This window comes from Streptomyces aurantiogriseus (genome assembly GCF_014649375.1).
Taxonomy (GTDB): Bacteria; Actinomycetota; Actinomycetes; order Streptomycetales; family Streptomycetaceae; genus Streptomyces; species Streptomyces aurantiogriseus.
In genome coordinates, this window is the sequence record NZ_BMSX01000010.1 from 143,574 (window position 1) to 169,010 (window position 25,437).

Annotated in this window: 24 protein-coding genes; 10 read left to right on the plus strand and 14 right to left on the minus strand. The window is 71.8% G+C overall.

Going from position 1 to position 25,437, the window contains the following annotated elements:
* Positions 1-89 precede the first annotated feature (89 nt).
* A complete protein-coding gene (locus IE263_RS21935) occupies positions 90-2,168 on the minus strand; it encodes an APC family permease (RefSeq protein WP_189939234.1) in 2,079 nt (692 codons plus the stop codon).
* A 469-nt stretch (positions 2,169-2,637) separates the two neighbouring features.
* Between IE263_RS21935 and IE263_RS21940 the strand changes: the two genes are divergently transcribed.
* From IE263_RS21940 to IE263_RS21975, 8 genes are all read left to right on the plus strand, one after another.
* Complete coding sequence (locus IE263_RS21940; RefSeq protein WP_189939235.1) at positions 2,638-3,624, plus strand: NADPH:quinone reductase; 987 nt, start codon at positions 2,638-2,640, stop codon at positions 3,622-3,624.
* Between the two features lie 345 nt (positions 3,625-3,969).
* Entirely contained in the window at positions 3,970-4,224 is a 255-nt protein-coding gene (locus IE263_RS21945; RefSeq protein ID WP_189939237.1) for a hypothetical protein, read from the plus strand.
* A gap of 521 nt (positions 4,225-4,745) precedes the next feature.
* Entirely contained in the window at positions 4,746-5,087 is a 342-nt protein-coding gene (locus IE263_RS50065; protein WP_189939239.1) for a hypothetical protein, read from the plus strand.
* The gene (locus IE263_RS21955; RefSeq protein WP_189939241.1) at positions 5,080-7,203 is read left to right on the plus strand and encodes a molybdopterin oxidoreductase family protein; all 2,124 of its coding nucleotides are present in this window, start codon (positions 5,080-5,082) and stop codon (positions 7,201-7,203) included. The genes IE263_RS50065 and IE263_RS21955 overlap by 8 nt, the downstream gene beginning before the upstream one ends.
* Before the next feature lie 32 nt (positions 7,204-7,235).
* Complete coding sequence (locus tag IE263_RS21960; RefSeq protein ID WP_229911093.1) at positions 7,236-8,720, plus strand: FAD-dependent oxidoreductase; 1,485 nt, start codon at positions 7,236-7,238, stop codon at positions 8,718-8,720.
* Positions 8,721-8,763: 43 nt separating this feature from the next.
* Entirely contained in the window at positions 8,764-10,008 is a 1,245-nt protein-coding gene (locus IE263_RS21965) for an NAD(P)/FAD-dependent oxidoreductase (RefSeq protein WP_189939243.1), read from the plus strand.
* A 254-nt stretch (positions 10,009-10,262) separates the two neighbouring features.
* The gene (locus IE263_RS21970; protein ID WP_189939245.1) at positions 10,263-10,931 is read left to right on the plus strand and encodes a potassium channel family protein; all 669 of its coding nucleotides are present in this window, start codon (positions 10,263-10,265) and stop codon (positions 10,929-10,931) included.
* Entirely contained in the window at positions 10,931-11,608 is a 678-nt protein-coding gene (locus IE263_RS21975; protein ID WP_189939247.1) for a potassium channel family protein, read from the plus strand. Before IE263_RS21970 ends, IE263_RS21975 begins: the two co-directional genes overlap by 1 nt.
* Before the next feature lie 247 nt (positions 11,609-11,855).
* Here IE263_RS21975 and IE263_RS21980 read toward each other — a convergent pair whose 3' ends face one another.
* The 7 genes from IE263_RS21980 to IE263_RS22010 all read right to left on the minus strand — a co-directional run bounded on the left by IE263_RS21980 (position 11,856) and on the right by IE263_RS22010 (position 18,638).
* Complete coding sequence (locus IE263_RS21980) at positions 11,856-12,608, minus strand: DUF3159 domain-containing protein (protein WP_189939249.1); 753 nt, start codon at positions 12,606-12,608, stop codon at positions 11,856-11,858.
* A gap of 3 nt (positions 12,609-12,611) precedes the next feature.
* On the minus strand, positions 12,612-13,010 hold the full coding sequence (locus IE263_RS21985; protein WP_189939251.1) for an OB-fold nucleic acid binding domain-containing protein: 399 nt from the start codon (positions 13,008-13,010) through the stop codon (positions 12,612-12,614).
* Between the two features lie 96 nt (positions 13,011-13,106).
* Positions 13,107-13,823: a response regulator gene (locus tag IE263_RS21990; RefSeq protein WP_189939253.1), complete on the minus strand. Its 717-nt coding sequence runs from the start codon at positions 13,821-13,823 to the stop codon at positions 13,107-13,109.
* On the minus strand, positions 13,817-16,453 hold the full coding sequence (locus IE263_RS21995; RefSeq protein ID WP_229911094.1) for a sensor histidine kinase: 2,637 nt from the start codon (positions 16,451-16,453) through the stop codon (positions 13,817-13,819). Before IE263_RS21995 ends, IE263_RS21990 begins: the two co-directional genes overlap by 7 nt.
* Positions 16,454-16,739: 286 nt before the next feature.
* Entirely contained in the window at positions 16,740-17,504 is a 765-nt protein-coding gene (locus tag IE263_RS22000; RefSeq protein ID WP_189939255.1) for a DUF3710 domain-containing protein, read from the minus strand.
* A 1-nt stretch (position 17,505) separates the two neighbouring features.
* Positions 17,506-18,057 carry a dUTP diphosphatase gene (gene dut, locus IE263_RS22005; protein ID WP_189939257.1) on the minus strand — a complete coding sequence of 184 codons (552 nt, stop codon included), beginning with the start codon at positions 18,055-18,057 and terminating at the stop codon, positions 17,506-17,508.
* The gene (locus IE263_RS22010; RefSeq protein ID WP_189939259.1) at positions 18,054-18,638 is read right to left on the minus strand and encodes a PaaI family thioesterase; all 585 of its coding nucleotides are present in this window, start codon (positions 18,636-18,638) and stop codon (positions 18,054-18,056) included. The genes dut and IE263_RS22010 overlap by 4 nt, the downstream gene beginning before the upstream one ends.
* A 58-nt stretch (positions 18,639-18,696) precedes the next feature.
* On the opposite strand from IE263_RS22010, the gene IE263_RS22015 reads away from it, so the two are divergent.
* Positions 18,697-19,161 carry a DUF3093 domain-containing protein gene (locus tag IE263_RS22015; RefSeq protein WP_189939261.1) on the plus strand — a complete coding sequence of 155 codons (465 nt, stop codon included), beginning with the start codon at positions 18,697-18,699 and terminating at the stop codon, positions 19,159-19,161.
* A 33-nt stretch (positions 19,162-19,194) separates the two neighbouring features.
* On the opposite strand, the gene IE263_RS22020 is transcribed toward IE263_RS22015, so the two are convergent.
* The 4 genes from IE263_RS22020 to IE263_RS22035 all read right to left on the minus strand — a co-directional run bounded on the left by IE263_RS22020 (position 19,195) and on the right by IE263_RS22035 (position 22,730).
* Complete coding sequence (locus tag IE263_RS22020) at positions 19,195-20,133, minus strand: hypothetical protein (RefSeq protein WP_189939262.1); 939 nt, start codon at positions 20,131-20,133, stop codon at positions 19,195-19,197.
* A 13-nt stretch (positions 20,134-20,146) separates the two neighbouring features.
* Positions 20,147-20,443 carry a DUF4193 domain-containing protein gene (locus IE263_RS22025; RefSeq protein ID WP_003993510.1) on the minus strand — a complete coding sequence of 99 codons (297 nt, stop codon included), beginning with the start codon at positions 20,441-20,443 and terminating at the stop codon, positions 20,147-20,149.
* A 396-nt stretch (positions 20,444-20,839) separates the two neighbouring features.
* A complete protein-coding gene (locus tag IE263_RS22030) occupies positions 20,840-22,072 on the minus strand; it encodes a sensor histidine kinase (protein WP_189939264.1) in 1,233 nt (410 codons plus the stop codon).
* A gap of 4 nt (positions 22,073-22,076) precedes the next feature.
* Positions 22,077-22,730 (minus strand): response regulator transcription factor, encoded by a 654-nt coding sequence (locus tag IE263_RS22035; RefSeq protein WP_003993508.1) that lies wholly within the window; start codon positions 22,728-22,730, stop codon positions 22,077-22,079.
* Positions 22,731-23,148: 418 nt separating this feature from the next.
* Between IE263_RS22035 and IE263_RS22040 the strand changes: the two genes are divergently transcribed.
* Entirely contained in the window at positions 23,149-23,322 is a 174-nt protein-coding gene (locus IE263_RS22040; RefSeq protein WP_167348321.1) for a hypothetical protein, read from the plus strand.
* A 73-nt stretch (positions 23,323-23,395) separates the two neighbouring features.
* On the opposite strand, the gene IE263_RS22045 is transcribed toward IE263_RS22040, so the two are convergent.
* Both IE263_RS22045 and IE263_RS22050 read right to left on the minus strand, forming a co-directional pair.
* On the minus strand, positions 23,396-24,211 hold the full coding sequence (locus IE263_RS22045) for an inositol monophosphatase family protein (RefSeq protein WP_189939266.1): 816 nt from the start codon (positions 24,209-24,211) through the stop codon (positions 23,396-23,398).
* An 8-nt stretch (positions 24,212-24,219) separates the two neighbouring features.
* Entirely contained in the window at positions 24,220-25,347 is a 1,128-nt protein-coding gene (locus IE263_RS22050; protein ID WP_189939268.1) for a ferrochelatase, read from the minus strand.
* Between the last annotated feature and the right edge of the window lie 90 nt (positions 25,348-25,437).

The following is a 25,437-nucleotide window of genomic DNA, read 5'->3' on the forward strand; positions in this document are numbered from 1 at the left end:
ACGTCGAACGAGGAACGGCCGGACAACAGCCCACCAGTCTACGTGGCTGTCGTCCGGCCGTTCACCACGAGCCGGTGCGGCGACGGCGGTCAGTCCTGCGGGCTCGACGTGCCCGAGGCGCCCGAGCCCGACGGTTCCTTGGGCCGGCCCTGCTCCGCGGGACCGCGTCGCACCGAGCCCGGAGCGTTCCACTCCTGCCGCTTGCGCGCCCGCTTCTTCGCCACCTCGGAGGACTGCAGCTGGTACGGCACCGAGGTCACCATCACGCCCGGCGTGAACAGAAGCCGGCCCTTCAGCCTGAGCGCGCTCTGGTTGTGCAGCAGATGCTCGTACCAGTGGCCGACCACGTACTCGGGGATGATCACCGACACCGCGTCGCGCGGCGACTCCCGGCGCAGGCTCTTGACGTACTCGATGACCGGCCGTGTGACCTCGCGGTACGGCGAGTCGAGGACCTTCAGCGGGACCTCGATGCCGCGCCGCTCCCACTCGTCGCGCAGCGCCTTCGTCTCGGCCGGGTCGACGTTGACGGTGAGCGCCTCCAGGGTGTCGGAGCGCATCAGCTTGGCGTAGGCCAGGGCGCGCAGCGTCGGGCGGTGGATCTTGGAGATCAGCAGCACCGAGTGCACGCGTGAGGGGCGGACGCTGTCGTCGCTGGGGCCCTCGGGTGCGGCGAGTTCCGCGGAGACGCCGTCGTAGTGGCGACGGATGGCGGTCATCGTCCCGTAGAAGATCACCATGCCGAGCAGGGCGACCCACGCGCCGTGGGTGAACTTCGTGACGAGGACGACGACCAGGACCAGGCCGGTGAAGAAGGCGCCGAAGGTGTTGATCGCGCGGGAGCGGATCATGCGGCGGCGCTGGGCGGGATCCGTCTCGCTCGCGAGGTGGCGGTTCCAGTGGCGGACCATGCCGGTCTGGCTGAGGGTGAACGACACGAACACGCCGACGATGTACAGCTGGATCAGACGCGTGGAGTCGGCGCCGTACAGGACGATCAGCAGGGTCGCCGCACCGGCCAGGAGCACGATGCCGTTGGAGAAGGCCAGGCGGTCGCCGCGGGTGTGCAGCTGGCGGGGCAGGTAGCGGTCCTGGGCGAGGATCGAGCCGAGGACGGGGAAGCCGTTGTAGGCGGTGTTGGCGGCGAGGAACAGCACCAGGGCCGTGGCCGCCGCGAGCACGATGAAGAGGAAGCTGCCCTTGCCGAACACGGCCTCGGCGACCTGGGTGATCACCGGGTTCTGGACGTAGTCGGAGCCGACGGCGACACCGTTCTTGAGCAGGTCGGCGGCCGGGTTCTCGGCCATGCGGACGTCGGTGACCAGGGCCAGGACGATGATGCCGCAGAACATGGTGACGGCCAGCAGGCCCATCATCGCGAGCGTGGTCGCCGCGTTCTTGGACTTGGGCTTGCGGAAGGCCGGCACGCCGTTGGAGATCGCCTCGACGCCGGTGAGCGCGGCACAGCCGGAGGAGAAGGCGCGCAGCAGGAGGAAGAGCAGGGCGAAGCCGGCGAGCCCCTGGTGCTCGGCCTTGATCGTGTACTCCGCGGTCGGCGCCCGCATGGTCTCGTCCAGGACCAGCTCCCGGAACGCACCCCACGCGATCATGATGAAGACGCCCGCGACGAACACGTACGTCGGGATCGCGAAGAGCTTGCCGGACTCCTTGACGCCGCGCAGGTTCATCAGCGTCAGCAGGACGACGACGGCGACCGCGCAGGCCACCTTGTGCTCGACGACGAAGGGGATCGCGGAGCCGAGGTTCTCGATGCCGGAGGAGATGGAGACGGCGACGGTCAGGACGTAGTCGACGAGCAGCGCGCTGGCGACGGTGAGGCCGGCCTTGGGGCCGAGGTTGGTGGTGGCCACCTCGTAGTCACCGCCGCCGCTGGGGTAGGCGTGGACGTTCTGCCGGTAGGAGGCGACCACCGTGAACATCAGCACGACGACCGCGACCGCGATCCACGGGCTGAAGTGGTAGGCCGACACACCCGCGATGGAGAGGACCAGCAACACCTCCCCGGGCGCGTAGGCCACGGAGGAGAGCGGGTCGGAGGCGAAGACGGGTAGGGCGATGCGCTTCGGCAGGAGCGTTTCTCCGAGCCGATCACTGCGCAGTGCGCGCCCGATCAGGATCCGTTTGGGCACGTCGGTCAGTTTGGACACAACAGAGCATCGTAGGCCTTCGAACAGGGGACCGCCCACCCTCCCCCTCGCTCGGCCGGCAGATGCCGTGCCGCGTCTGCCTCACGGGTGAATTCAGCCAGGGCGCGGCTGCGGAGTGCGAGGCGGAAGCGGTCGCCATGCCTATATGACAATCCCGCTCGCTGCCGTCCCCTGGGAGGTCCCCATGCACTCGACCGCGGAGCTGATCGGCGCCGCCGGCACCCTTGTCGGCCTCGGCGTCCTCACTCTCCTCAGCTTCTGGAGCATCAGCCGTCGGTGAGCCCGCCATCCGGCTCCGCCCCGGACCCGCCGTCCAGCATGCGCCGCCACAGAGCGGGGAAAGCCGGGCAGGGTCTTGGCCGTGGTCGCCACGTTCTCCACCTCGATGCCGGGGACCGCGGCAGGCCGGACTGGATGCGTTCCGGTGTGGCACCATGCCCGGCCGCGGCGCACGGGACAGTCTGGGGTCATGCGTGCCGCCTACATCACAGAACTCGGGCCGGCGGACGGAATCCGCTACGGTGATCTGCCCGAGCCCCGCCCGGGACCGACCGACGTGCTGGTCGCGGTCGTGTGCACCACGGTCAATTCGGTCGACACCTTCGTCCGCTCAGGGGTCTTCCGCACCCCTGTCCCCCTTCCCCTGGCCGTCGGCCGTGACCTCGTCGGCACCGTCGTCGAGGCTGGTCCGGGGGCGCCCGGCTTCCGCCCGGGAGACCTTGTGTGGTGCAACAGCCTCGGCCACGGCGGCCGTCAGGGCGCGGCCGCCGAGCGGGCGGTGGTCCCGGCCGACCGGCTCTACCACCTGCCGCCCGGAGTGGATCCGGAGCAGGCCGTCGCGGTGTTCCACCCCGCGGCGACGGCCTATCTGGCCCTGTTCACCCATGCCCGCGTCCGGCTCGGTGAGACGGTGTTCGTGGCGGGCGCCGCCGGTAACGTCGGCAGCGCCCTGGTCACCCTGGCCGCGGAGGCGGGCGCCCGCGTGGTGGCCACCGCCTCCGCCGGTGACGCCGACTACGTCACGGAACTGGGCGCCGCCGCGACCCTCGACTACCGCGACCCCGGCCTGGACAAGGCACTGCGTGCCGCCTGCCCCGGCGGGATCGACGTCTACGTGGACTCCTCCGGTACGAACGACCTTCCCCTGGCGGTGGAGCAGCTGGCGCCCCGTGGCCGGATCGTGCTGTTCGCGGGGGTCGCCGCTCGGCCCACGCTGCCCGTCGGACCGCTCTACATGAAGGACGCGTCGATCCTCGGGTTCGTCATCTCGCACGCCACGACCGACCAGCTCGCCGAGGCCGCCGTCGCCATCAACCGACTGCTGACGTCGGGCGGGCTCCGGCCGCGGCGCACCGAGCGCATTCCGCTGAGCGCGATGGCGGACGCGCATCTGCGCATGGAGAAGGCCGAGTTGCGCGGCAGGCGGCTGATCGTGCGCCCCGATCTGGACCGTTAGGACACCGCGTCCGCCGCACGGAAATCCGCCGGCGGAACAACGGAAGAAACAGCCGGAAGTCCCTGATCGCCTCGCTGGTCTTCCTGGGTCGCCTCCCGGTCCCGGCGCTGATCTGCGCGGTCCTGCCGGGCGCGGTCCTGCTGGGCGTGGCCCTGGCGGCGTGGATCCGCCGCAAGCCGGACGGCTTCATCCCCTCCGCCCTGCTGCGCTCCCCCGTGTTCCTGACCGTGAGCGGCATCGCGTGCGTCCTGTCGACCGCCTGCTTCGCGATCCTCTACACGGTGCCGAGGACCCTGGAGGACGACGCGGGCTGGGCGACCTCCGACATCGGCCCTGGGGAGTCTCGTGGCCCTGCTGATCCGTTCCGCGGTGTCCTGGGCCATGGCCGCGTACGCCCACCGTCTGAGCCGCTCCGCCGTCCTCACGATCCTGCTGCCCCTGGGCGTCCTCGCCCCGGTGACCGCGGCCGTCGCCTCGGCGCCGGTGCTCCTGCTCGCCTCGGCCGGGGTGGCGGTGTTCGCGGCGACCTCCGCCCAGACCACCTTGTCGGTGGTGGCGGGCGGCGCGGCGCCGGGTCCGGGCCACCACCCGGCGCCCTGAGATGGTGGCCGGAGCACACCTCCGACACCACCGCCCCGCCGTGCCGCGCGTGCCGCCCGCCACAGGGGGCTCGGCAACGGTGGCCCGGCCACCACCTCCGGCCGGTCGAGAGGTGGCCGCCGTCTCTCCATCACCATCACCGGCGAGGGACGACTGCAGAAAAGTGAGCCGCAGTTGCCCCGAGCCGAGCAGAGCCGGATGAGCACCACTCTGTTCAGAGACACCGCTGCGGTCGAGCCCCCGCATCTGTCCCCCCGTGCAGGAGGAGGTGCTGCGGGAACTGTGCGCCGCGGTGTTCGACGCACTGCCCCGGCGCGACCAGCGCCGCCGCGCCGAGGAGCACGTACGCGGGGAGGCGGGCCCCGCACACCCGGCAGGAGGCGGGCCCCGCACGCCCGGCGGGCGGCGGGGCGGCCGGCATGCGGTGCACGCCACTGGGCGGCGACCGACACGAACAGCCTCCCGATGCGTATTCAGCAGGGGCCCGTCCTGCGCCGGCATTCCTGAAATGGGGTATCCACATGAGCAGTCGCTCCTGGCGCGCACCGCGCAGGCTGTCCGGCTACGACCCGGAAGTGCCGGAGTTCTGGAACGGCCCAGGACAGCGCATCGCCCGGCGCAACCTGCTGCTCTCGGTGCTGACCGAGCACATCGGCTTCCCGGTGTGGAGCCTCTGGTCGGTGCTCGTCCTGTTCATGTCCTCGAAGACCGGGCCGGCCTTCTCGGCGGGGGAGAAGTTCCTGTTCGTGGTCCTCGCCTGCTACGCGGCGTCCGCCCTCGTCGTCTGGGCCGAGTACCTGCGCCCCGGCCCGGCCGCAGGTGCGGCGACACGCGCACCGGAACGGGAGGCGGCCCATGTCTGAACAGGTCCGGACGTCGGTGACCACCCACTGCCCCTACTGCGCGCTCCAGTGCGGCACCCGGCTGCACCACCGCGCCCGCGGTGACGGCCCCGACGGCGCTCGGGTGACCGTGGAGCCCGACGACTTCCCGGTGAACCAGGGCGGTCTGTGCCAGAAGGGCTGGACGGCGCCGGCCGTCCTGCGTGCCCCGGACCGGCTGTGTACCCCCCTGGTGCGTGACGGTGCCGGACGGCTCGCTCCGGCGACCTGGTCCGACGCCCTGGACGCCGTCGGCTCCCGGCTGCGGGAGATCCGCGCCGCCCACGGCCCGGACGCCGTCGCCGTGTTCGGCGGCGGTGGTCTCACCAACGAGAAGGCGTACCTGCTCGGCAAGTTCGCGCGGCTCGCCCTGGGCACGAGCCAGATCGACTACAACGGCCGGTTCTGCATGTCCTCGGCCGCCGCGGCGGGCACGACGGCCTTCGGGATGGACCGGGGACTGCCCTTCCCCGTCACCGACCTGGCGGACGCGGAGGCGATCCTGCTGGCGGGGGCCAATCCGGCCGAGACCATGCCGCCGCTGATGCGGCATCTGGGCAGGGCCGGGGCGCTGATCGTCATCGATCCGCGGCACACCCCCACCGCACAGCGGGCCACGCTGCACCTGCGTCCCGCGCCCGGTACCGACCTGGCCCTGGCTCTGGGCATGCTGCACATCGCCGTCACCGAGGGGTGGTACGACCGGGACGCCGTCCAGCACCGCACGGTCGGCTTCGAGGCGGCCTGGCGGCGGGCCGCCGCCTGGTGGCCGGAGCGCGTGGAGCGGGTCACCGGGGTCCCGGTGGCTCTGCAGCGCGAGGCCGTACGGACGCTGTGCACCGCCCGACGCGCGTACGTACTGACCGGCCGGGGCGCGGAGCAGCACAGCAAGGGCACCGACACCGTCGCGGCCTTCATCAACCTGGCCCTCGCCCTGGGGCTGCCGGGCAGGCCGGGTTCCGGGTACGGCTGTCTCACCGGCCAGGGCAACGGGCAGGGCGGCCGTGAGCACGGCCAGAAGGCCGACCAGCTCCCCGGTTACCGCCGGATCACCGACCCGCGGGCCAGGTCGCACATCGCGAAGGTGTGGGGCGTGCCGCCGGAGCACCTGCCCGGTCCCGGACGCAGCGCCGTCGAGTTGCTGAACGCCCTCGGCACTGCGGACGGTCCACGGGCCCTGCTGGTGTTCGGAGCCAATCCGGTCGTCTCCGCGCCGGACGCCGCCCGAGTCGCCCAGAGCCTGTCCCGGCTGGACCTGCTCGTGGTGGCCGACTTCGTCCCCTCGGAGACCGCCCGTCTGGCGGACGTGGTCCTGCCGGTCACCCAGTGGGCCGAAGAGGAGGGCACCCTCACCAATCTGGAGGGCAGGGTGCTGCGCCGACGCCGGCTGCTGAGCCCTCCGCCGGGGGTACGCAGCGATCTGAGCGTCCTGCGCGAGCTGGCCGTACGACTCGGCGAGCCGCCCGACCGCTACCCGGACGAACCGCGCCTGGTCTTCGAGGAGTTGCGGCGCGCCTCCGAGGGCGGGACAGCGGACTACTCCGGTATCAGCTACCCCCGGCTGGATGCCGGTGAAGCGCTGTACTGGCCCTGCCCCGAGCGCCCCGGGGGTCCCGCGCACCCCGGCACTCCGCGCATGTTCCTGGACGGCTTCGCCCACCCGGACGGGCGGGCGCGTTTCCAGGAAGTGGACCACCGCGAGCCCGCCGAGACGCCGGACGACCGCTACCCGCTCTGGGCGACGACCGGACGCGTGCTCGCCCAGTACCAGTCGGGCAGCCAGACCCGCCGGGTTCCCGACCTGCTCCGGGCGGCTCCCGAGACGATCGTGGAGATCCACCCGGACACCGCGGCCCGCGCCGGTGTCGCCGACGGCGACCTGGCCTGGGTGCAGTCGGCGCGCGGACGCGTGACGGCCCGGGTCAGGCTCGTACCGAGCCTGAGGACCGACACCGTGTTCCTGCCGTTCCACTATCCGGACGACGGCCGGGCGAACCTCCTCACCCACGCCGCGCTGGATCCGCGCAGCAAGATGCCCGAGTTCAAGGTCAGCGCGGTCCGGGTCGGGCCGGCGGGTCCCCGCGCGGCGTCCGGGTGAGCGTCCATGAGCGGGAACACGGAGCGGATGACATGAACGGGTACACACAGCGGATCCAGCCGGGAAGGCCGGCGGGGGACGTCGTGATCGTCGGCGGCGGCCCGGTGGGCCACCGTCTCGCGGAGCGGCTGCACCACCACGGCCACCAGGGCACCGTCACGCTGCTGGACGCGGAGCCGGGCCACGCGTACCACCGCGTCCTCCTCACCTCGGTGCTGGACGGCGGTCTCGATCCCGCGGACCTGGAACTGCCGCCCGTGCCGGGGGCGCGCGGCCGCCGGGACGTGCGGGTGACCGGCGTCGACCGGAGACGGCAACGGGTGGGGACGGCCAACGGCGAGTCCCATCGGTACGACACCCTGGTGCTGGCCACCGGGGCGGAGCCGCGCATCCCCGCCGTCCCCGGCATGCACACCGCCTCCGGAAGGCTGATCGACGGGATCACCGGTCTGCGGTCGCTCGCGGACTGCGCCCGCGTCCGCGGGGAGCGGGTCGTCGTCCTGGGTGCGGGGCCGCTGGGCGTGGAGACCGCGGTGGCCCTGCGGCGCTCCGGCCGGGACGTCTCCCTGGTGCACCCCGGGCCCCATCCCCTGAACCGCTGGCTGGACGCCACCGCCGGCGACCTCCTGGCCCGCCACCTGGTCTCGCTGGGCATCCGGGTGGAGACCGGCCGCTCGGCCGCACGGGTCGAGGCCGGAGAGCTCGTCCTCGACGACGGCGGCCTCCTGACCTGGGACACACTCGTGTGCTGCACCGGCACCGAGCCCCGCACGGAACTCGCCCGCGCGGCGGGGCTGAGGGTGCGGACCGGTGTCCTCGTGGACGGTGAGATGCGCACGAGTGATCCGCACGTCCGGGCGGTCGGGGACTGCGCCGAACACCCCGGGTGGTTCCCGGGGCTGCTGGCCTCGGGATGGGATCAGGCGGACCTCCTGGCCCGGACGCTGACCGGGCACCGGTCCGGTGGCCGACGTCCGCGGACCGTGCTCCGTCTGCGCGTCCCCGGGCTGCACCTCGGGGTGCTCGGCCGCCCCGGCCTCCACCGGGAGGCCGGGGCGGCCGAGGGCGACGTGGTGACCTTCTCCGATCCGTCCCGGGGCCGGTACGCGACCCTGGCCGTGGATCCGGCGGGGCGGTTGTCCTCCGCCGTGCTGGTCGGCCTCCCGCAGGCGCTGGCCACGCTCACCCAGCTCCACGACGCGCGCCGCCCGCTGCCGGACGACCGCCTGGCACTGCTGCTCGGCGAGACGGCCGTCGGCCGGCGGACGTCCGTCTTGCCCCCGCAGGATGCGGACACGGTGCTGTGCCGGTGCAACAACGTGACGGCACTGACGCTGACCGGTGCCTGGCAGAACGGCTCCCGCAGTCTGCGGGCCCTCGCCGACACCACCCGGGTCACCACGGGCTGCGGCACCTGCGCGGACCAGATCCGCGAGCTGTGCGCCCAGCTGGCCACCGCCGAGAAGCCGGTGGCCCGCCACGAGCCTCCGGTCGACGCACGGGCCTCAGGTCGATGAAGGCCATGAAGGAGATGAAGGAGATGAAGGAGCCAGCGAGGCCATGACGACGCCACAGCGACTTGTGATCATCGGCTACGGCATGACCGCGCACCGGTTGATCGAGGACCTGCGCTCCCGGGACCGGGAGGGCTGCTGGAGGATCACCGTCGTCGGTGAGGAACCGCGGCTCGCGTACAACCGTGTCGCGCTGACGGACCGGCTGGCCGGCGCCACGGAGCGCGACCTGGCACTGGCCGGGCCCGAGCTGCTCGGCGACCCGCTGGTGGAGTCCCGCACGGCCACCCGTGCGACCGGCATCGACCGGGCCTCCCGCACGGTCCTCACCACCGACGGTGCCCCCCTCCCCTACGACGCCCTGGTGCTGGCCACCGGCGCGGTGGCGTTCCGCCCGCCCGTCCCCGGCGCCGACCTGCCGGGCTGTCTGCCGTACCGCACCCTGGCGGACGTGGACGCGATCCGCTCGGCCGCCGTGCCGGGCGAACCGGTCGTGGTCGTCGGCGGCGGCCTGCTCGGGCTGGAGACGGCCGAGGCGCTCCGCCGTCACCTGGGCATGCGCCCCTACGTCGTGGAGGCGGCCCCCCGTCTGATGCCCGCACAGCTCGACGCCCCCGCGGCACGGCTTCTGGCCGTCCGGCTGCGCCACGCCGGGCTGCGACTGCACTGCGGGGTCCCCCTGCGGTGCGTCGAAGCGGACGCGGACGGCCGGGTGTGCGGTGTGCGGCTGGAGGACGGGACCCGGATCGCCACCCGCCTGGTCGTGTTCTCCGCCGGGATCCGCCCCCGCGACGACCTGGCGGAACCCGCCGGCCTGGCCCGTGGCGAACGGGGCGGCTTCCTGGTGGACGGCCACTGCCGTACCCCGGCCCCGGACATCTGGGCCGTCGGGGACTGCGCCGCGCTCCGGGGACGCTGTCACGGCACGGTGGCCCCCGGCTACCGCATGGCCGAAGCGGTCGCCGGGCAGCTCCTGGGCGCGCCGGCGGAAGGCCCTGGGCTCGCAGCGGACGAGACCGACACGGTGCTCAAGGTGCCCGGCACGGAGGTGGCGAGCGTCGGCGACGCCCATGCCCGAACGCCGGGAGCGGTCGAACTCAGCTACACGCAGGGGGCCCAGGGCAGCCCCGAGACGCGCTACGCGAAGCTGGTGCTGGACTCGGACGCGCGCGTGCTGCTCGGCGCCGTCCTCGTGGGACACGGCCGCGCCCATCCGCTGCTGCGCTCGGTCCTCGGCCGGGAACTCCCCTCGTCCCCGGAGCACCTGCTGCTCGGCGAGCCTCGGCGGTAGCCCCGGCAACGGCACGGATCAGCCGCAGGGTGGCCGCACGGGCCGACCGTCCGGCTTTGCCGATACGTTGGACACAGGGCGATCGACGGCGGTGCACCGGACCCTGAACGGGCTCACCACCGGGACACACCGGCATGATTGTCCTCCGGCGGCTCGCGAACGGGCCGCGACGCGTTGCCCTGCGAGCCGAGAGAAGGACATGAGCACGACATTGACACCGGTCGGACGGTCCGCGGAAAGCGCGGTGTGAGGCCATGCACATCGTCATCATGGGCTGCGGCAGAGTGGGCTCCGCTCTCGCCCAGACCCTGGAGCAGCAGGGGCACACGGTCGCCGTGATCGACCAGGACCCCACCGCCTTCCGTCGTCTCGGCTCCTCGTTCGGCGGCCGCCGGGTCACGGGGGTCGGCTTCGACCAGGACACCCTGCGCGAGGCGGGCATCGAGGAGGCCGGCGCCTTCGCCGCCGTCTCCAGCGGCGACAACTCCAACATCATCGCCGCCCGTGTCGCCCGCGAGATGTTCGGCATCGAGAACGTCGCCGCCCGGATCTACGACCCCCGCCGCGCCGAGGTCTACCAGCGCCTGGGCATCCCGACGGTGGCCACGGTCCGCTGGACCGCCGACCAGATGCTGCGCCGGCTGCTCCCCTCGGGCGCCGAGCCCCTGTGGCGCGACCCCACCGGCGGTGTCCAGCTCGCCGAGGTGCACGCCGCCGCCTCCTGGGTCGGCCACAAGATCAGCAAGCTGCAGGAGGAGACGGGCGTCCGCGTGGCGTTCCTGACCCGCCTCGGCGAGGCGATCCTGCCCACCTCGCAGACGGTGTTGCAGGAGGGCGACCTGGTGCATGTGATGATGCGCACCGACGAGGTCGAGAAGGTCGAAGCCGCGTTCGCCGAGGGCCCGAAGGAGGGCGGTCACTGATGAGGGTCGCCATTGCCGGAGCCGGCGCCGTCGGCCGCTCGATCGCGGGCGAGCTGCTGGAGAACGGCCACGAGGTCCTGCTGATCGACAAGGCGCCGACCGCCATCTCGGTCGAGCGCGTCCCGCAGGCGGAGTGGCTGCTGGCCGACGCCTGCGAGATCACCTCCCTGGACGAGGCAGCCCTCCAGCGCTGCAACGTCGTCATCGCCGCGACGGGCGACGACAAGGTCAACCTGGTCGTGTCGCTCCTGGCGAAGACGGAGTACGGCGTCCCGCGCGTCGTCGCCCGCGTGAACAACCCCAAGAACGAGTGGCTGTTCAACGAGTCCTGGGGCGTGGACGTGGCCGTGTCGACGCCCCGCCTGATGTCCGCCCTGGTCGAGGAGGCGGTGAGCGTGGGCGACCTGGTCCGCCTGCTCCGCTTCAGCCACGGCGACGCCAACCTCGTGGAGCTCACCCTCCCCGAGGAGTCGGCGCTGGCAGGCACCCAGGTGGGCGACGTCGAGTGGCCCGAGGACACCTCCCTGGTCACCATCATCCGCGGCACCCGGGTACTGACCCCGTCCCGCGAGGACTCCCTGGAACCGGGTGACGAACTCCTCTTCGTGGCGGCCCCGGCACGCGAGGAGCAGCTGGAGGACCTCCTGTCGGTACGCCGGGAGAACACGGGCGGCTGACCCGCTCCGACCTACGACAGCGAAGGGCGCCCCTCCGATGAGGGGCGCCCTTTCCCTACCAGTCTGTGGGGCACATGTCGGCGCCGGCCGGTGAACCCAGCCTGTCCGGGGGTGCCCCCTCTGGGGGAGTTCGAGGACGCGGCCCGTTCAGGGCCGACAGCGGGGGTCTGGGGGCGCAGCCCCCAGGGGCGGGAAGAGCAGGCGCGGCGGGGGCGAAACCCTCCGACGCCCGCTCGCCCGCCGGGAACTACGCTTCCCGACGGTGCCGCCCACCAGCCTCCGCGCCCTCCTTGGCAGCAGCTTCCTTCTCCGCCGCGGCCCTCTCCTCCGCCTCCATCTCGGCGAAGACGTCGATGGGAGCCGGCGCCTTCGCCAGGAACACCCACGTCAGCCACACGGCCAACAGGAAGGGCGGAATCTTCAGAGCGACCAGCACCCACCCCAGCTGCGTCGTATCGGCCCACCAGTACAGCGGGAAGAGAATCGCGCACTTGCCGAGCAGGATCAGCCCCCACGCCCAACTGGCCTTGGCATAAGCCTTCTTGCGCCCGGGGTTCCGCGTCCGCCAGGACAGATTCTCCTTGAAGACCGGCCCGAGAATCAGCCCGAGCAGCGGCACCCCGCACAGTGTCGTGATGATGTACGCCAAGGACAGCCCCAGCGTGTAGAGCATGCCGGGCAGATAGAAGTCCTTGGCGTTGCCCGTCATCATCGCGAACACGACACCGAAAGCCACACCGAAGACACCGCTGAAGGCATGCTTCACGGTGTCCTTCATGGCGAGGCGGACCACGACCAGAACCAGCGACACCGCGAGCGCGGCGATCGCCGACATGTGCAGGTCCTTGTTGATCGTGTAGATCGTGACGAAGAGCAGGCCGGGCAGCACTGTCTCGACCATGCCCCGCACTCCGCCGAACGCCTCGAACAGCGCGGCCTCCGTCACCGTCCGGGCGTGGTCCGCAGATGTGTCTTCGGTCGGCTTGTCGAGTGACGTCACCGGCTACTCCCTACCGAGGGGTCTCAGTTCGTACTTCGGGTTGAACAGCACCCGGCGGCCCCGGCTCATCGAGATCCGGCCCGATGCGATGAGGCGGCGCCCCGGTTCTATCCCCACGATGGAACGCCTGCCCAGCCACACCACGTCCAGCGCGGCGGAACCGTCGAACAGCTCGGCCTCCAGGGCGGGGACTCCGGCGCGCGGCCGCAGGGTGACCGTGCGCAAGGTACCAGTAACCGTCACTATCTGTCGGTCCTGGCAGTCTCCGATCCGGATGCAGCCGGCGGTGTCGGCGTCCTCCCGCAGCTCCTCGGACTCCAGGTCCTCCTGCGAGGAGGAGAGCCGGTCGAGCATGCGCCGGAACCGGCCCACCGGCTTATCGGAACGAGGGGCAGCACTCATATCAGAAGCGTACCGGGGCACACCGACAGGACCGTACCCGCGTGCCGACGCTCGATCCGGCTCACTGTCACGACCCGGCTCAGTTCTCGAACCGGCTCACTTCTCGAACCGGTACCCCATCCCCGGCTCGGTGAAGAAGTGCTTGGGGTGCGAGGGGTCCGCCTCCAGCTTTCTTCGCAGCTGTGCCATGTACACGCGCAGGTAGTTCGTCTCCGTCCCGTACGAGGGCCCCCACACCTCCTGCAACAGCTGCTTCTGACTGACCAGACGGCCGGTGTTGCGCACCAGCACCTCCAGCAGATGCCACTCGGTGGGCGTCAGCCGTACGTCCTTGCCGCCCCGGTTGACCTTCTTCGCGGCCAGGTCGACGGTGAAGTCGTCGGTCTCGACCAGCACGTCGTCCTCGCCGCCCCCGGCGGGTTCGGCCCGGCGGACGGCGGCCCGCAGCCGGGCGAGCAGCTCGTCCATGCCGAAAGGCTTCGTGACGTAGTCGTCGGCGCCCGCGTCGAGCGCCTCGACCTTCTCGTCCGAGGAGTGCCGGGCGGACAGCACCAGGATCGGCACCCGGGTCCAGCCCCGCAGTCCCTTGATCACCTCGACGCCGTCCATGTCGGGCAGTCCCAGGTCGAGGACCACCACGTCCGGGTGGCGGGCAGCGGCGAGCTGGAGGGCGGTGGCCCCGTCGTGGGCCGCGTCCACCTCGTACTTGCGCGCCTTGAGGTTGATCACGAGGGCGCGCACGATCTGCGGCTCGTCGTCGATCACGAGCACCCTCGTGGGGGTCTGGGGGGTCCCCCCGGTCGGGCTCAGCATGAGGCCTGCCTTTCGGTCGGTGCGGGGTCTTCTCGCCGCGTGTCGGGATCGTCGGGAGGCCGGGTCCGGGCCGGCCGTCCGTCCCCCGCGAGGTCGAGGGCCCGTACGTCAGCCGCCCCACCCGGCTCCGCCCGGTCCTCCGCCGCACGCACGGTGAGCACCATGGTCAGCCCTCCACCCGGCGTGTCCTCCGCGTTGAGGGTGCCGCCCATCGCCTCGGCGAAGCCGCGTGCCACCGCCAGGCCCAGGCCGACACCCGCCCCGCGCGGAGCGTCACCGTACCGCTGGAAGGGCGCGAAGATCCGCTCTTTCGCCGCGTCGGGGACGCCCGGCCCGCGGTCCACGACCCGCACCTCGACCCGGTGGGCCATGGCACTCGCCGAGACGAGCACGGGCTCGCCGTCAGGGCTGTACTTGACGGCGTTCTCGACGAGATTGGCCACCGACCGCTCCAGCAGGCCGGAATCCACGGCGACCATGGGCAGCGTCTCCGGGATGTCCAGCTCCACGCTGTCCTCCGGCACCCCGCCGAGCGCCATCGGCACCACCTCGTCCAGGTCGGTCTCCCGGATGATCGCGGTGACCGTCCCGGTCTGGAGGCGGGACATGTCGAGCAGGTTGCCGACGAGATGGTCGAGCCGGTCCGCGCCCTCCTCGATCGCCTCCAGAAGCGCGGCCTCGTCCTCCTCGGACCACTCGACGTCGTCCGACCGCAGCGAGGACACCGCCGCCTTGATCCCGGCCAGCGGGGTCCGCAGGTCGTGGCTGACGGCGGCCAGCAGCGCCGTACGGATCCGGTTGCCCTCGGCCAGCGCGCGGGCCTGGTCGGCCTCCTCCTGCAGGCGCCGCCGGTCCAGGACGACGACCGCCTGCGCGGCGAACGCGGCCAGCACCCGTCGGTCCTCGGCGGGCAGCACCCGCCCGGTGAGCGCCAGCGCCACATGGTCCCCGACCGGCACGTCCACGTCCGCGTCCTCCGGCCGCTCCGCCGGCCGCCCGAATCCGGCGTGGCCCGCACAGGTCCAGGGCTCGATGTCGCTCTCCCGCTCCAGCAGCGCCGCCGACTCCATGCCGAAGGTCTCCCGGACCCGCTCCAGCAGGGCCTCCAGACTGGTCTCCCCACGCAGCACATTGCCCGCCAGGTAGGAGAGGATCTCCGACTCGGCCCGCAGCCGGGCCGCCTGGTGCGTGCGCCGGGCCGCCAGGTCCACCACCGAGGCCACCGACACCCCCACCCCGACGAAGATCACGATGGCGACGATGTTCTTGGGATCGGCGATCGTCCAGTGGTGCAGGGGCGGTGTGTAGAAGTAGTTCAGCAGCAGGGAGCCCAGGGCCGCCGAGGCCAGTGCCGGCAGCAGCCCGCCGAGGAGTGCCGCCGCCACCGTCACCGTCAGGAACAGCAGCATGTCGTTGGCCAGGCCGAGGTGGACGGTGTTCAGCAGCACCGCCAGCCCGGCCGGACCGGCCAGGCCGACCAGCCAGCCCCAGATGATCCGGGCCCGTCCGAGCCGGGCCCCCCGGGCCACCGGAAGCCCGCGTCCCTTGGCGACCTCGTCGTGGGTGACGATGTGCACGTCGAGGTCGGGCCCCGACTCCCGGGCCACCGTCGCCCCGACACCGGGCCCGAAGACGTACTGCCAGGCCTTGCGGCGGGAGGAGCCGAGGACGATCTGGGTGGCGTTCGCACCGCGCGCGAAGTCGAGCAGGGCGGCCGGTATGTCGTCGCCCACGACATGGTGGAAGGTGCCGCCCAGGTCCTCGACGAGCGTGCGCTGCACGGCCAGTTCCTTCGGCGAGGCCGAGGTCAGCCCGTCGCTGCGCGCTATGTAGACGGCCAGGACCTCGCCGCCGGCGCCCTTCTCCGCCAGCCGCGCCCCCCGCCGGATCAGCGTCCGTCCCTCCGGGCCGCCGGTCAGCCCGACCACGATCCGCTCCCGCGACCCCCAGATCGCTGACACCCGGTGCTCGCTGCGGTACTGCTTCAGGTACTCGTCGACCCGGTCGGCCACCCACAGCAGGGCCAGCTCGCGCAGGGCGGTGAGATTGCCCGGCCGGAAGTAGTTCGACAGGGCGGCGTCGACCTTGTCCGGCGTGTAGATGTTGCCGTGCGCCATCCGGCGCCGCAGGGCCTGCGGCGACATGTCGACCAGCTCGATCTGGTCGGCCCGTCGTACGAACTCGTCCGGGACGGTCTCCTGCTGCCGGACCCCTGTGATCGACTCCACGACGTCGCCGAGGGACTCCAGGTGCTGGATGTTCACCGTGGAGATGACATCGATGCCGGCCGCGAGCAGCTCCTCCATGTCCTGCCAGCGCTTTGCGTTGCGCGAGCCGGGGACGTTGGTGTGGGCGAGCTCGTCCACCAGGGCCACCTGGGGGGCGCGGGCGAGCACCGCGTCCACGTCCATCTCGGTGAAGAGGCCGCCCCGGTACTCCAGTTCGCGGCGCGGGACCTGCTCCAGGCCGTGCAGCATCACCTCGGTGCGCGGCCGGCTGTAGTGCTCCACGAACGCCACCACGCAGTCCGTACCCCGCTCCACCCGCCGGTGCGCCTCGGACAGCATCGCGTACGTCTTGCCCACACCCGGTGCCGCACCGAGGTAGATCCGAAGCTTGCCGCGTGCCATGGCCCCATTGTCTTCCCGTACCTGCTGCGTACGCAGCGTCGACCTTACGGCCAACGAAGCCGACAAAGGGGATGAAAAGGAGGGCACGAGACGCCTTTGACGCAACCCTGACGCGGCGGACACACCCCAGGTCGACCGGGCCATACGCCCTCCCCCTCACTCTTCGTCGCTTCCCCCTCACCGGTTCATCGGACGAGACCCCCCGATCGGTTCACGCCGTCCGTCAGGAGTTCGCGCAGCAGAAAGGGCCGCACCCCACAGGGGGTGCGGCCCTCTTCGCGTCTGTCTAGCGGACCTCGGTGATCTCAGGCCCGCGCTGCAGCTGTCCCATGCCGCCGGAGAACCGGGAGCCGGCCTCCTCCTGCTGGACGCCCTCGGGGACCATCTGGGCGTCGTTCGGCAGCTTGAGGACGATCGGATCGCGGGGCGCCATCGGGCCGTCGCCGCGGACCACGACCGTGTCCCGGAAGATCTGCTCCAGCAGGCCGGCCGCCTGCGGCTGCACCGCGCCCTGGCCCGAGATCACACCGCGCAGGAACCAGCGCGGACCGTCCACGCCGACGAACCGCACGACGTGGAACCCGCCCGTGCCGTCCGGCAGTTGCACCGGCACCTGCGCCCGCAGCTCCCAGCCCAGCGGGCCCTCGACCTCGTCGACGATGCCGCCCTGCTGGGTGATGCCCGAGCCGATCTCCTCGCGCACCTCGCTCCAGATGCCCTCGCGCTTGGGCGCGGCGAAGCCCTGCAGCTGAATGGCGCTGTCGCGCAGTACGACGGTGGCCGCGACGATCGCGTCGCCCGCGACCTCGACGCGCAGCTCCATGCCGTCGACCCCGGGCACGAAAAGCCCGCCCAGATCCACGCGGCCCTCACCGGGGTCGCGCACCTCCGAGCTGTCCCACGGCCCGTCGGGCCGCGGCTCGGGCTCCAGCCGCACGCGCTCGCGGGCGCCCGTTACCTCGTCCGCCTCAGTGTCGACACTGTCGACGACCTGCTCGGCCTCGCCGGCCGCGTCCTCGGCGGCACCCTTCTTCTTGCGACGTCCGAACACGTCACTGTCCTTCCCGGTCGGATACGACCGAAGCGTATCGATTCCCACCCGTCGCGCCGCCCATGGCGGCCTGACCGTTCGTGTTGCCTCCGCCGTCCACCGCGGCGTGGCCACCGGTGGACCCGAAGCCCCCCTCGGCCCGCGCGGAATCGGGAAGCTCCGCCACCTCCTGGAAGCGGACCCTCTCGACCTGCTGGACGACCAGTTGGGCAATCCGGTCGAAGCGCTCGAACCGCACGGACTCGCGCGGGTCGAGATTCACCACGATCACCTTGATCTCCCCACGGTACCCGGCATCAACCGTCCCCGGGGCATTCACGAGGGCGACGCCGCACCGGGCGGCGAGCCCCGAACGCGGGTGCACGAAGGCCGCGTACCCCTCAGGCAGCGCGATGGACACCCCCGTGGGCAGCACCGCCCGCTCTCCCGGCGCCAGCTCCCGGCTCTCGGTGGTCCGCAGATCGGCCCCAGCGTCGCCGGCGTGCGCGTACGTCGGAAGCGGTACGTCGGGGTCGACGCGCCGGATCAGGACGTTCACGGGAGGACGGCTCACGGGTTCACCTCGAAGGCGCGGGCACGCCGGACCTGGTCCGGGTCGCTCATGGCGGCCTGGATCTCTTCCTCACGGCCGTGGTGGACGAAGTGCTCGACCTCGACCTCGAGGAAGAGCGCGTCCGCGCGGACGGCGACGGGCCCCTCGGGGCCGCCGATCCGCCCGGTGGCGGTCGAGTAGATCTTCCGGCCGGCCATCGCAGTCACCTCGGCCTCCAGGTACAGGGTCGTACCGACGGGCACGGGCCGCACGAAGTCGGTCTCGAGCCGTCCGGTCACGGCGATCGTCCGCAGCAACCAGTTCAGCGAGCCGAGCGTCTCGTCGAGCGCGCTGGCCAGGACACCGCCGTGCGCCAGCCCGGGTGCCCCCTGGTGGGCGGGCTGCACGGTGAACTCGGCGATGACCGTGACTCCTTCGCCGGCCCGCGCCTCCAGATGCAGCCCGTGCGACTGCGCGCCGCCGCACCCGAAACACTGTTCGTAATGGGCGCCGAGAAGCTCGCCGGGCAGGGGAGCATCGGGGTGCCGAACCGGTTTCACGGCGTCGGCCGGAGGTTGAAGAGCTGCGGAAGTACCACTCACAGCCGCAGACCTTACCCGCGCGTCGGCAGAATCCGGACACCGTGCCAAGCTTGGCCTCATGCAGCTCTCCACCACCCCGTACGAAGAACGCCTCACCGCCCCCCGCTCGTGGTGGTTCGTCTCGTTCCTCGTGGGCGTCTCCTTCGCCCTGATCCTGCTGCCCTTCGGCACCCTGCCGATGCTCGGCGGCCTGGTCGGCGGCACCGCCGCCGCGGCGGTCGTGGCCAGCTCCTACGGCTCCGTCCGCATCCGGGTGGTGGGCGACTCGCTGATCGCGGGCGAGGCGAAGATCCCGGTCGCGGCGCTGGGCGAGGCGGAGGTCCTGGACCCCGAGGAGGCGCGCGCCTGGCGCACGTACAAGGCCGACAACCGGGCCTTCCTGCTGCTCCGCGCCTACATCCCCACCGCGCTGCGGGTGGAGGTCACCGACCCGCAGGACCCGACGCCGTACCTGTACCTGTCGACGCGGGAGCCGGAGCGGCTGGCCGAGGCGCTGCGGGCAGCGCGGGAAACCGCGGCGTAGGCAAAGGTTTCGCCCGCGTCGCGCAAAGACTTCTCAGTCCCCGATCTCCTTGGGGCCTTCGCCGAGGGGCAGCGGGTCCTCCGGCCTCTCCAGCGGCGGGAGGTCGGGCAGGGCGTCCCACGGCACCTGGACCTTGCGCAGGTCGGCCCGGATCTTCGCGGCCAGCTTCTTGGTGTCCCGCCGGTTCATGACCGCGCCCACCGCGGCTCCCACCAGGAACGGCATCAGGTTCGGCAGGTCGCGGACCATGCGCTTCATGATCTGCTGGCGCAGCTCGCGCTTCATCTGGCCGCCCAGGGCCGAGTTGAGCGAGGCGGGCTTCATCACGTCGACCCCGCGTTCGCCCGACCACGAGTGCAGATACGCGGTACTGCGGTCCTTGAGGTTTCCCGGCGGCCGCACGCCGTAGACCTCGTGCAGTTCGGCGATCAGCTTCAGCTCGATCGCCGCGACGCCGGTGATCTCGGCGGCGATCTCCGTCGGCATCGCGGGCGGCACGGGCAGCATGGCCGCCGCGCCGACGCCCGCTCCGACGGTGGACGTGGCGTTCGCCGCGCCCGTCACGAGCTTGTCGGCGAGCTGTTCCGGCCCGAGGCCGGGGAACTGCCGACGGAGTGTGGGGAGGTCCCGCACGGGGATCCTGGGGGCGTTCTCGATGATCCGGTCGGCGAGGTAGGCCACGCCCGCCCTGGCGCGGCTGCCGCCCTTGCGGACGCCTTCCCTGGCCAGGTCCACGGCCTTGTCCCGGATCGCCGCCGCCCGTCGCCTGGCGACGGGCGCGGCGCCCTGTGCCGGAGCCGGGAGGTCACCCCGGTCGTCCGTCGGTTCGAGCGAGGCCGATCCCGCAGGGATCAATCCCGTACCGGATGAGCCTCGCTCGTCGTCACGCACGCCGTGAGGGCCGTCGGACGGCCCCTTGTCCGCTCCCCGTAGAGGGAAACGGCGCTTCCGAGGAGGGGTCGAGCCAGTCACGGCCGACCCGCCCTCAGTCGCAGTCGCGGCAGATCGGCTGGCCGTTCTTCTCCCGGGCCAGCTGACTGCGGTGGTGGACCAGGAAGCAGCTCATGCAGGTGAACTCGTCCTGCTGCTTCGGGAGCACCCGGACGGCCAGTTCCTCGTTGGAGAGGTCTGCGCCGGGCAGCTCCAGGCCCTCCGCGGCCTCGAACTCGTCGACATCGACGGCGGAGGCCGACTTGTCGTTCCGCCGGGCCTTCAGCTCTTCAAGGCTGTCGGAGTCAACGTCGTCGTCGGTCTTGCGTGGGGTGTCGTAATCGGTTGCCATTTCGCCTCTCCCCCTCTGGGTGTCTGCGGTGTCTCCAGCGCACGTAACGCGTGAGAGGCCGGACTTGTGCCCGCCTCGAGGCGGAGATTTTGCCTCACATCAAGGTCTGTTACTCAATCGACACCCAACCGGACTCCTCACGAGTGATCGGGTTGGATGGCGATCGGGACCGTACACGGTCCGAATGCCGCACTTCAAAGGCGCCTCACCGTGTACTTCCCGTGATCAGGACCCCCGAAAACCCGGAGTTTCCGGGCTTTCCGGCGCCCCTCATGATCACGGAGAGTAGATGGCCGGAAAATCGCCCTTGTGATCGATCACACATGGGGGAGCTGGGTCACAGCCCCGAAAATTCCGCGCAAAGCGAACACCCCCCTGTGTGTCGGCGACATGATCTCAGACGGGGAGCATGACACGCATCACGAGCCCTCCCCCTTCGCGCGGCTGGGCCGTGATGTGGCCGCCGTGCGCCCGGGCCACGGACCGCACGATGGACAGGCCGAGCCCCACGCCCTTGTCGCTGCCCGTGCGCTCCGTACGCAGCCGCCGGAAGGGCTCGAAGAGGTTGTCGATCTCGTACGCGGGGACGACCGGCCCCGTGTTCGACACGACGAGGACCGCCTGGCCGTGCTGGACCTCGGTGGTCACCTCGACCCAGCCGTCCGCGGGCACGTTGTAGCGCACGGCGTTCTGCACCAGGTTCAGGGCGATCCGCTCCAGCAGCACGCCGTTGCCCTGGACGACCGAGGACTCGCGCTTGCCACGGATCTCCACGCCCTTGGCCGCGGCCTCGCCGTGCACCTGGTCGATGGCCTGCCCGGCGACCTCGGCGAGGTCGACCGGCTTGCGCTCGACGATCTGGTTGTCGCTGCGGGCGAGCAGCAGCAGGCCCTCCACGAGCTGCTCGCTGCGCTCGTTGGTGGCGAGCAGCGTCTTGCCGAGCTGCTGGAGCTCCACCGGCGCGTTCGGGTCGGAGAGATGCACCTCGAGGAGCGTGCGGTTGATCGCGAGCGGCGTTCTCAGCTCGTGCGAGGCGTTGCCCACGAAGCGCTGCTGGGCGGTGAAGGCGCGCTGCAACCGCTCCAGCATGTCGTCGAAGGTGTCGGCCAGCTCCTTGAGCTCGTCGTCCGGGCCGTCCAGCTCGATCCGGCGGGAGAGGTCCGAGCCCGCGACCGAGCGGGCGGTGCGCAGGATCCGGCCGAGCGGCGCGAGCACCCGGCCCGCCATGGCGTAGCCGAAGGCGAAGGCGATGACCGCGAGGCCGAGCAGCGCCAGCAGGGAACGGCTGAGCAGGTTGTCCAGGGCGTGCTGGCGCTGCTCGTTCACGCACTCGTACATCGCGTGGTTGAGCTCGGTCGCGGTCGGCTCGGGCGGGAAGTTGCAGGTGTCGCTGGCGACCTGACCGGAGATGATCTTGAAGGGCAGTTCACTGCCCACGTTCAGCGCGCTCGCGGCGAACAGGTAGATGATCGACAGCAGCAGGATGCCGGCGATCAGGAACATCCCGCCGTACAGCAGCGTGAGGCGTATGCGGATCGTCGGGCGCAGCCAGGGGAAGGGAGCCTGCGGCTTCCTGGGATCCCAGGTGGGCTTCGGGGGCGCCTGGGGAGGCGCGGGTGCGGCGGCCACGGGGTCAGATCCGGTAGCCGGAGCCGGGGACGGTGACGATCACCGGCGGTTCGCCGAGCTTGCGGCGCAGGGTCATGACGGTCACGCGCACGACGTTGGTGAACGGGTCGGTGTTCTCGTCCCAGGCCTTCTCCAGGAGCTGCTCCGCGGAGACGACCGCGCCCTCGCTGCGCATCAGCACCTCCAGGACGGCGAACTCCTTGGGCGCGAGCTGCACCTCCTTGCCGTCGCGGAAGACCTCACGGCGGTTGGGGTCGAGCTTGATGCCGGCCCGCTCCAGGACGGGCGGCAGGGGCACGCTGGTGCGCCGGCCGAGGGCACGCACGCGTGCGATGAGCTCGCTGAAGGCGAAGGGCTTGGGGAGATAGTCGTCGGCGCCGATCTCCAGGCCCTCGACGCGGTCGCTGACGTCGCCGGAGGCCGTGAGCATCAGCACGCGCGTGGGCATGCCCAGTTCGACGATCTTGCGGCAGACGTCGTCGCCGTGCACGAGCGGGAGGTCGCGATCGAGGACGACCACGTCGTAGTCGTTGACGCCGATGCGCTCCAGGGCGGCCGCACCGTCGTACACGACGTCGACGGCCATGGCCTCCCGGCGCAGTCCGGTGGCCACCGCATCGGCGAGCAGTTGCTCGTCCTCGACGACGAGTACGCGCACGTCGCTTGTCCTTCCTGTGTCCACCCGCGTAGCGCTCCGTGAGCGCACGCGGGCAGGGGTCTTGGCGGGTGTGTGCTTCCATCCTGCCCTTTTCGGCCATAAGTCGGCTGTAAGGCGGGTGAGGGCGCCATGAAGGACGGGTGTGAAGCCCGGGAATGCCAGATTTTCTCGTTCGGTTGAGGTTTCCGCGGAAGGGAGCGGGGGGAGGACGGCTTTACACCCCGCGATCACGCTCTGCATGTGCCGCAGCACCATGTGGTACTCCGCGATCCGCTTGCCGCAGAGTGGGCGTGGGTGTCCGGCACCGTCGCCGCCCAGCAGGGCAGCGTGCTGGGCATCTACTGGAGACGTGATCGCCCCTTCCCGAACGGCACACCCCCGTGCCACCGACCCACGACCCAGGACGAGGGGGCGCAGCATGGACGCATTCACCGCAGGACTTCTGCAGCGCATAAAGGCGACCGAGTCCGACCTGACGCGGGCTCGTGACGAGGGCGACGACTTCCTCGTCGAGGTGGAGCAGGGCGAGCTCGACGACCTGCGCCGCCTCGCCGCCGAGCACGGTGTGGAAGTCGGCGCGTCAAGCGTCTGAGCAGTTCGAACGAACGACGGAGGGGCCCCGGCGAATCCAGCGCCGGGGCCCCTTCGCGTGCCGGGGCGCTGCCTCAGTCGTGCCAGGCGCCGAAGTCCTCCAGGAGCCGCTGGAGGGGCTCGAAGACGGCCGGGGTCCCCGCGACCGCCAGATCGCGTGAGGGGCGCTGTCCGGGGCGTCCACCGGTCAGCGCGCCCGCCTCCCTGGCGATCAGGTCGCCCGCGGCGAGGTCCCAGGCGTGCAGACCGCGCTCGTAGTACCCGTCGAGGCGGCCGGCGGCCAGGTCGCAGAGATCGGCGGCCGCGGAGCCGCCGCGCCGGATGTCCCGCAGCAGCGGGATCAGCTTCTGCGCCACGTCGGCCTGGTGGGCGCGGACCTCGGTGACGTAGTTGAAGCCGGTGGAGACCAGGGCCTGGTCGAGAGGTGCCGGGGGGCGGCAGGTGAGGGCGCGCTCGCCCTCCCAGGGGCCGGTCGCCCAGGCCCCGGCGCCGCGCACCGCGTGGTACGTCTCGCCGCGCATCGGGATGGCGACCACCCCGACGACGGTCTCGCCGTCCTGTTCGGCCGCGATGGAGACGGCCCAGGTGGGCAGCCCGTAGAGGTAGTTGACCGTGCCGTCGAGGGGGTCGATCACCCAGCGGACGCCGCTGCTGCCCTCGCTGGAGGCGCCCTCCTCGCCGAGGAAGCCGTCGTCGGGGCGGTGATCGGAGATCAGGCCCGTGATCAGCTTCTCGGCCGCGATGTCCATCTCGGTGACCACGTCGATGGGGCTCGACTTGGTGGCGGCGACCGCGAGGTCGGCCGGGCGGCCGTCCCGCAGCAGCTCGCCGGCCCGGCGGGCGGCTTCCTTGGCGAGCTTGAGCAGGTCCGTGTGCAGGGGGTCGGTCACGGGGCTCCTCACGCGTAGGGGCTGTCGGCGCCCGCGGCGGCGGGCCTCGGGGCGCGGGCCGGGCAGCAGCCGACCGGGCAGAGGTCGTGGCTCGCGCCCAGCGCGCCGAGGGCACACGGGGTGACCTCCCGGCCGCTCTCGGCCGCGGCGCGCTCCAGGACGAGCTCGCGGACGGCGGCGGCGAAGCGCGGGTCGGCGCCGACGGTGGCCGAGCGGCGCACCGGCAGGCCCAGCTCCTCGGCCTTGGCCCTGGCCTCCGTGTCGAGGTCGTAGAGGACCTCCATGTGGTCGGAGACGAAGCCGATGGGGGCCATCACGACGGCCGGGACCCCGGCGGCGTGCCGCTCCTCCAGGTGGTCGCAGATGTCGGGCTCCAGCCACGGGATGTGCGGGGCGCCGGAGCGGGACTGGTAGACGAGCTGCCAGGGGTGGTCCACGCCGGTGCGCTCACGGACGGCGTCGGCGATCAGCCGCGCCACGTCCAGGTGCTGCCTGACGTACGCACCGCCGTCGCCGTGGTCCTCCACGGGGCCGGAGGTGTCGGCAGCCGCGGTGGGGATCGAGTGGGTCGTGAACGCGAGGTGTGCGCCGTCCCGGACGTCCTCGGGGAGGTCGGCGAGGGAGCGGATCACACCCTCGATCATGGGCTCCAGGAAGCCGGGGTGGTTGAAGTAGTGCCGCAGTTTGTCGATCTTCGGCAGCACCAGGCCCTCGGCCTCCAGGGCGGCCAGCGAGTCGGCGAGGTTCTCGCGGTACTGACGGCAGCCGGAGTACGAGGCGTACGCGCTGGTGGCGAGGACGAGGATGCGGCGGCGGCCGTCGGCGACCATCTCGCGCAGGGTGTCCGTCAGGTACGGGGCCCAGTTGCGGTTGCCCCAGTAGATCGGCAGGTCCAGGCCGTGGTCGGCGAAGTCCTTGCGCAGGGCGTCCAGCAGGGCGCGGTTCTGGTCGTTGATGGGGCTGACCCCGCCGAACAGGAAGTAGTGCTGACCCACTTCCCTGAGGCGTTCCTTGGGGATGCCGCGCCCGCGCGTCACGTTCTCCAGGAACGGGACCACGTCGTCCGGGCCTTCCGGGCCGCCGAAGGAGAGCAGGAGCAGGGCGTCGTAAGGGGTGGCATCGAGCGCGTCTGGCATGTCTCGATCCTGCCACCCGGCACTGACAGCCGGGAAACGGCGGGGTGTCGGGCGGGGGTGAGGAACGGGGGCGGCTGAAGGGAGGTGGCC

What these genes read in the sequence shown, in the direction of transcription:
- IE263_RS21940 (WP_189939235.1), top strand. Translation starts at nt 2,638, where the DNA reads ATGCGTGCCGCCTACATCACAGAACTCGGGCCGGCGGACGGAATCCGC.
- IE263_RS50065 (WP_189939239.1), top strand. Translation starts at nt 4,746, where the DNA reads ATGAGCAGTCGCTCCTGGCGCGCACCGCGCAGGCTGTCCGGCTACGAC.
- IE263_RS21955 (WP_189939241.1), top strand. Translation starts at nt 5,080, where the DNA reads ATGTCTGAACAGGTCCGGACGTCGGTGACCACCCACTGCCCCTACTGC.
- IE263_RS21960 (WP_229911093.1), top strand. Translation starts at nt 7,236, where the DNA reads ATGAACGGGTACACACAGCGGATCCAGCCGGGAAGGCCGGCGGGGGAC.
- IE263_RS21965 (WP_189939243.1), top strand. Translation starts at nt 8,764, where the DNA reads ATGACGACGCCACAGCGACTTGTGATCATCGGCTACGGCATGACCGCG.
- IE263_RS21970 (WP_189939245.1), top strand. Translation starts at nt 10,263, where the DNA reads ATGCACATCGTCATCATGGGCTGCGGCAGAGTGGGCTCCGCTCTCGCC.
- IE263_RS21975 (WP_189939247.1), top strand. Translation starts at nt 10,931, where the DNA reads ATGAGGGTCGCCATTGCCGGAGCCGGCGCCGTCGGCCGCTCGATCGCG.
- IE263_RS21985 (WP_189939251.1), bottom strand. Translation starts at nt 13,010, where the DNA reads ATGAGTGCTGCCCCTCGTTCCGATAAGCCGGTGGGCCGGTTCCGGCGC.
- IE263_RS21990 (WP_189939253.1), bottom strand. Translation starts at nt 13,823, where the DNA reads ATGCTGAGCCCGACCGGGGGGACCCCCCAGACCCCCACGAGGGTGCTC.
- IE263_RS21995 (WP_229911094.1), bottom strand. Translation starts at nt 16,453, where the DNA reads ATGGCACGCGGCAAGCTTCGGATCTACCTCGGTGCGGCACCGGGTGTG.
- IE263_RS22015 (WP_189939261.1), top strand. Translation starts at nt 18,697, where the DNA reads ATGCAGCTCTCCACCACCCCGTACGAAGAACGCCTCACCGCCCCCCGC.
- IE263_RS22025 (WP_003993510.1), bottom strand. Translation starts at nt 20,443, where the DNA reads ATGGCAACCGATTACGACACCCCACGCAAGACCGACGACGACGTTGAC.
- IE263_RS22040 (WP_167348321.1), top strand. Translation starts at nt 23,149, where the DNA reads ATGGACGCATTCACCGCAGGACTTCTGCAGCGCATAAAGGCGACCGAG.
- IE263_RS22050 (WP_189939268.1), bottom strand. Translation starts at nt 25,347, where the DNA reads ATGCCAGACGCGCTCGATGCCACCCCTTACGACGCCCTGCTCCTGCTC.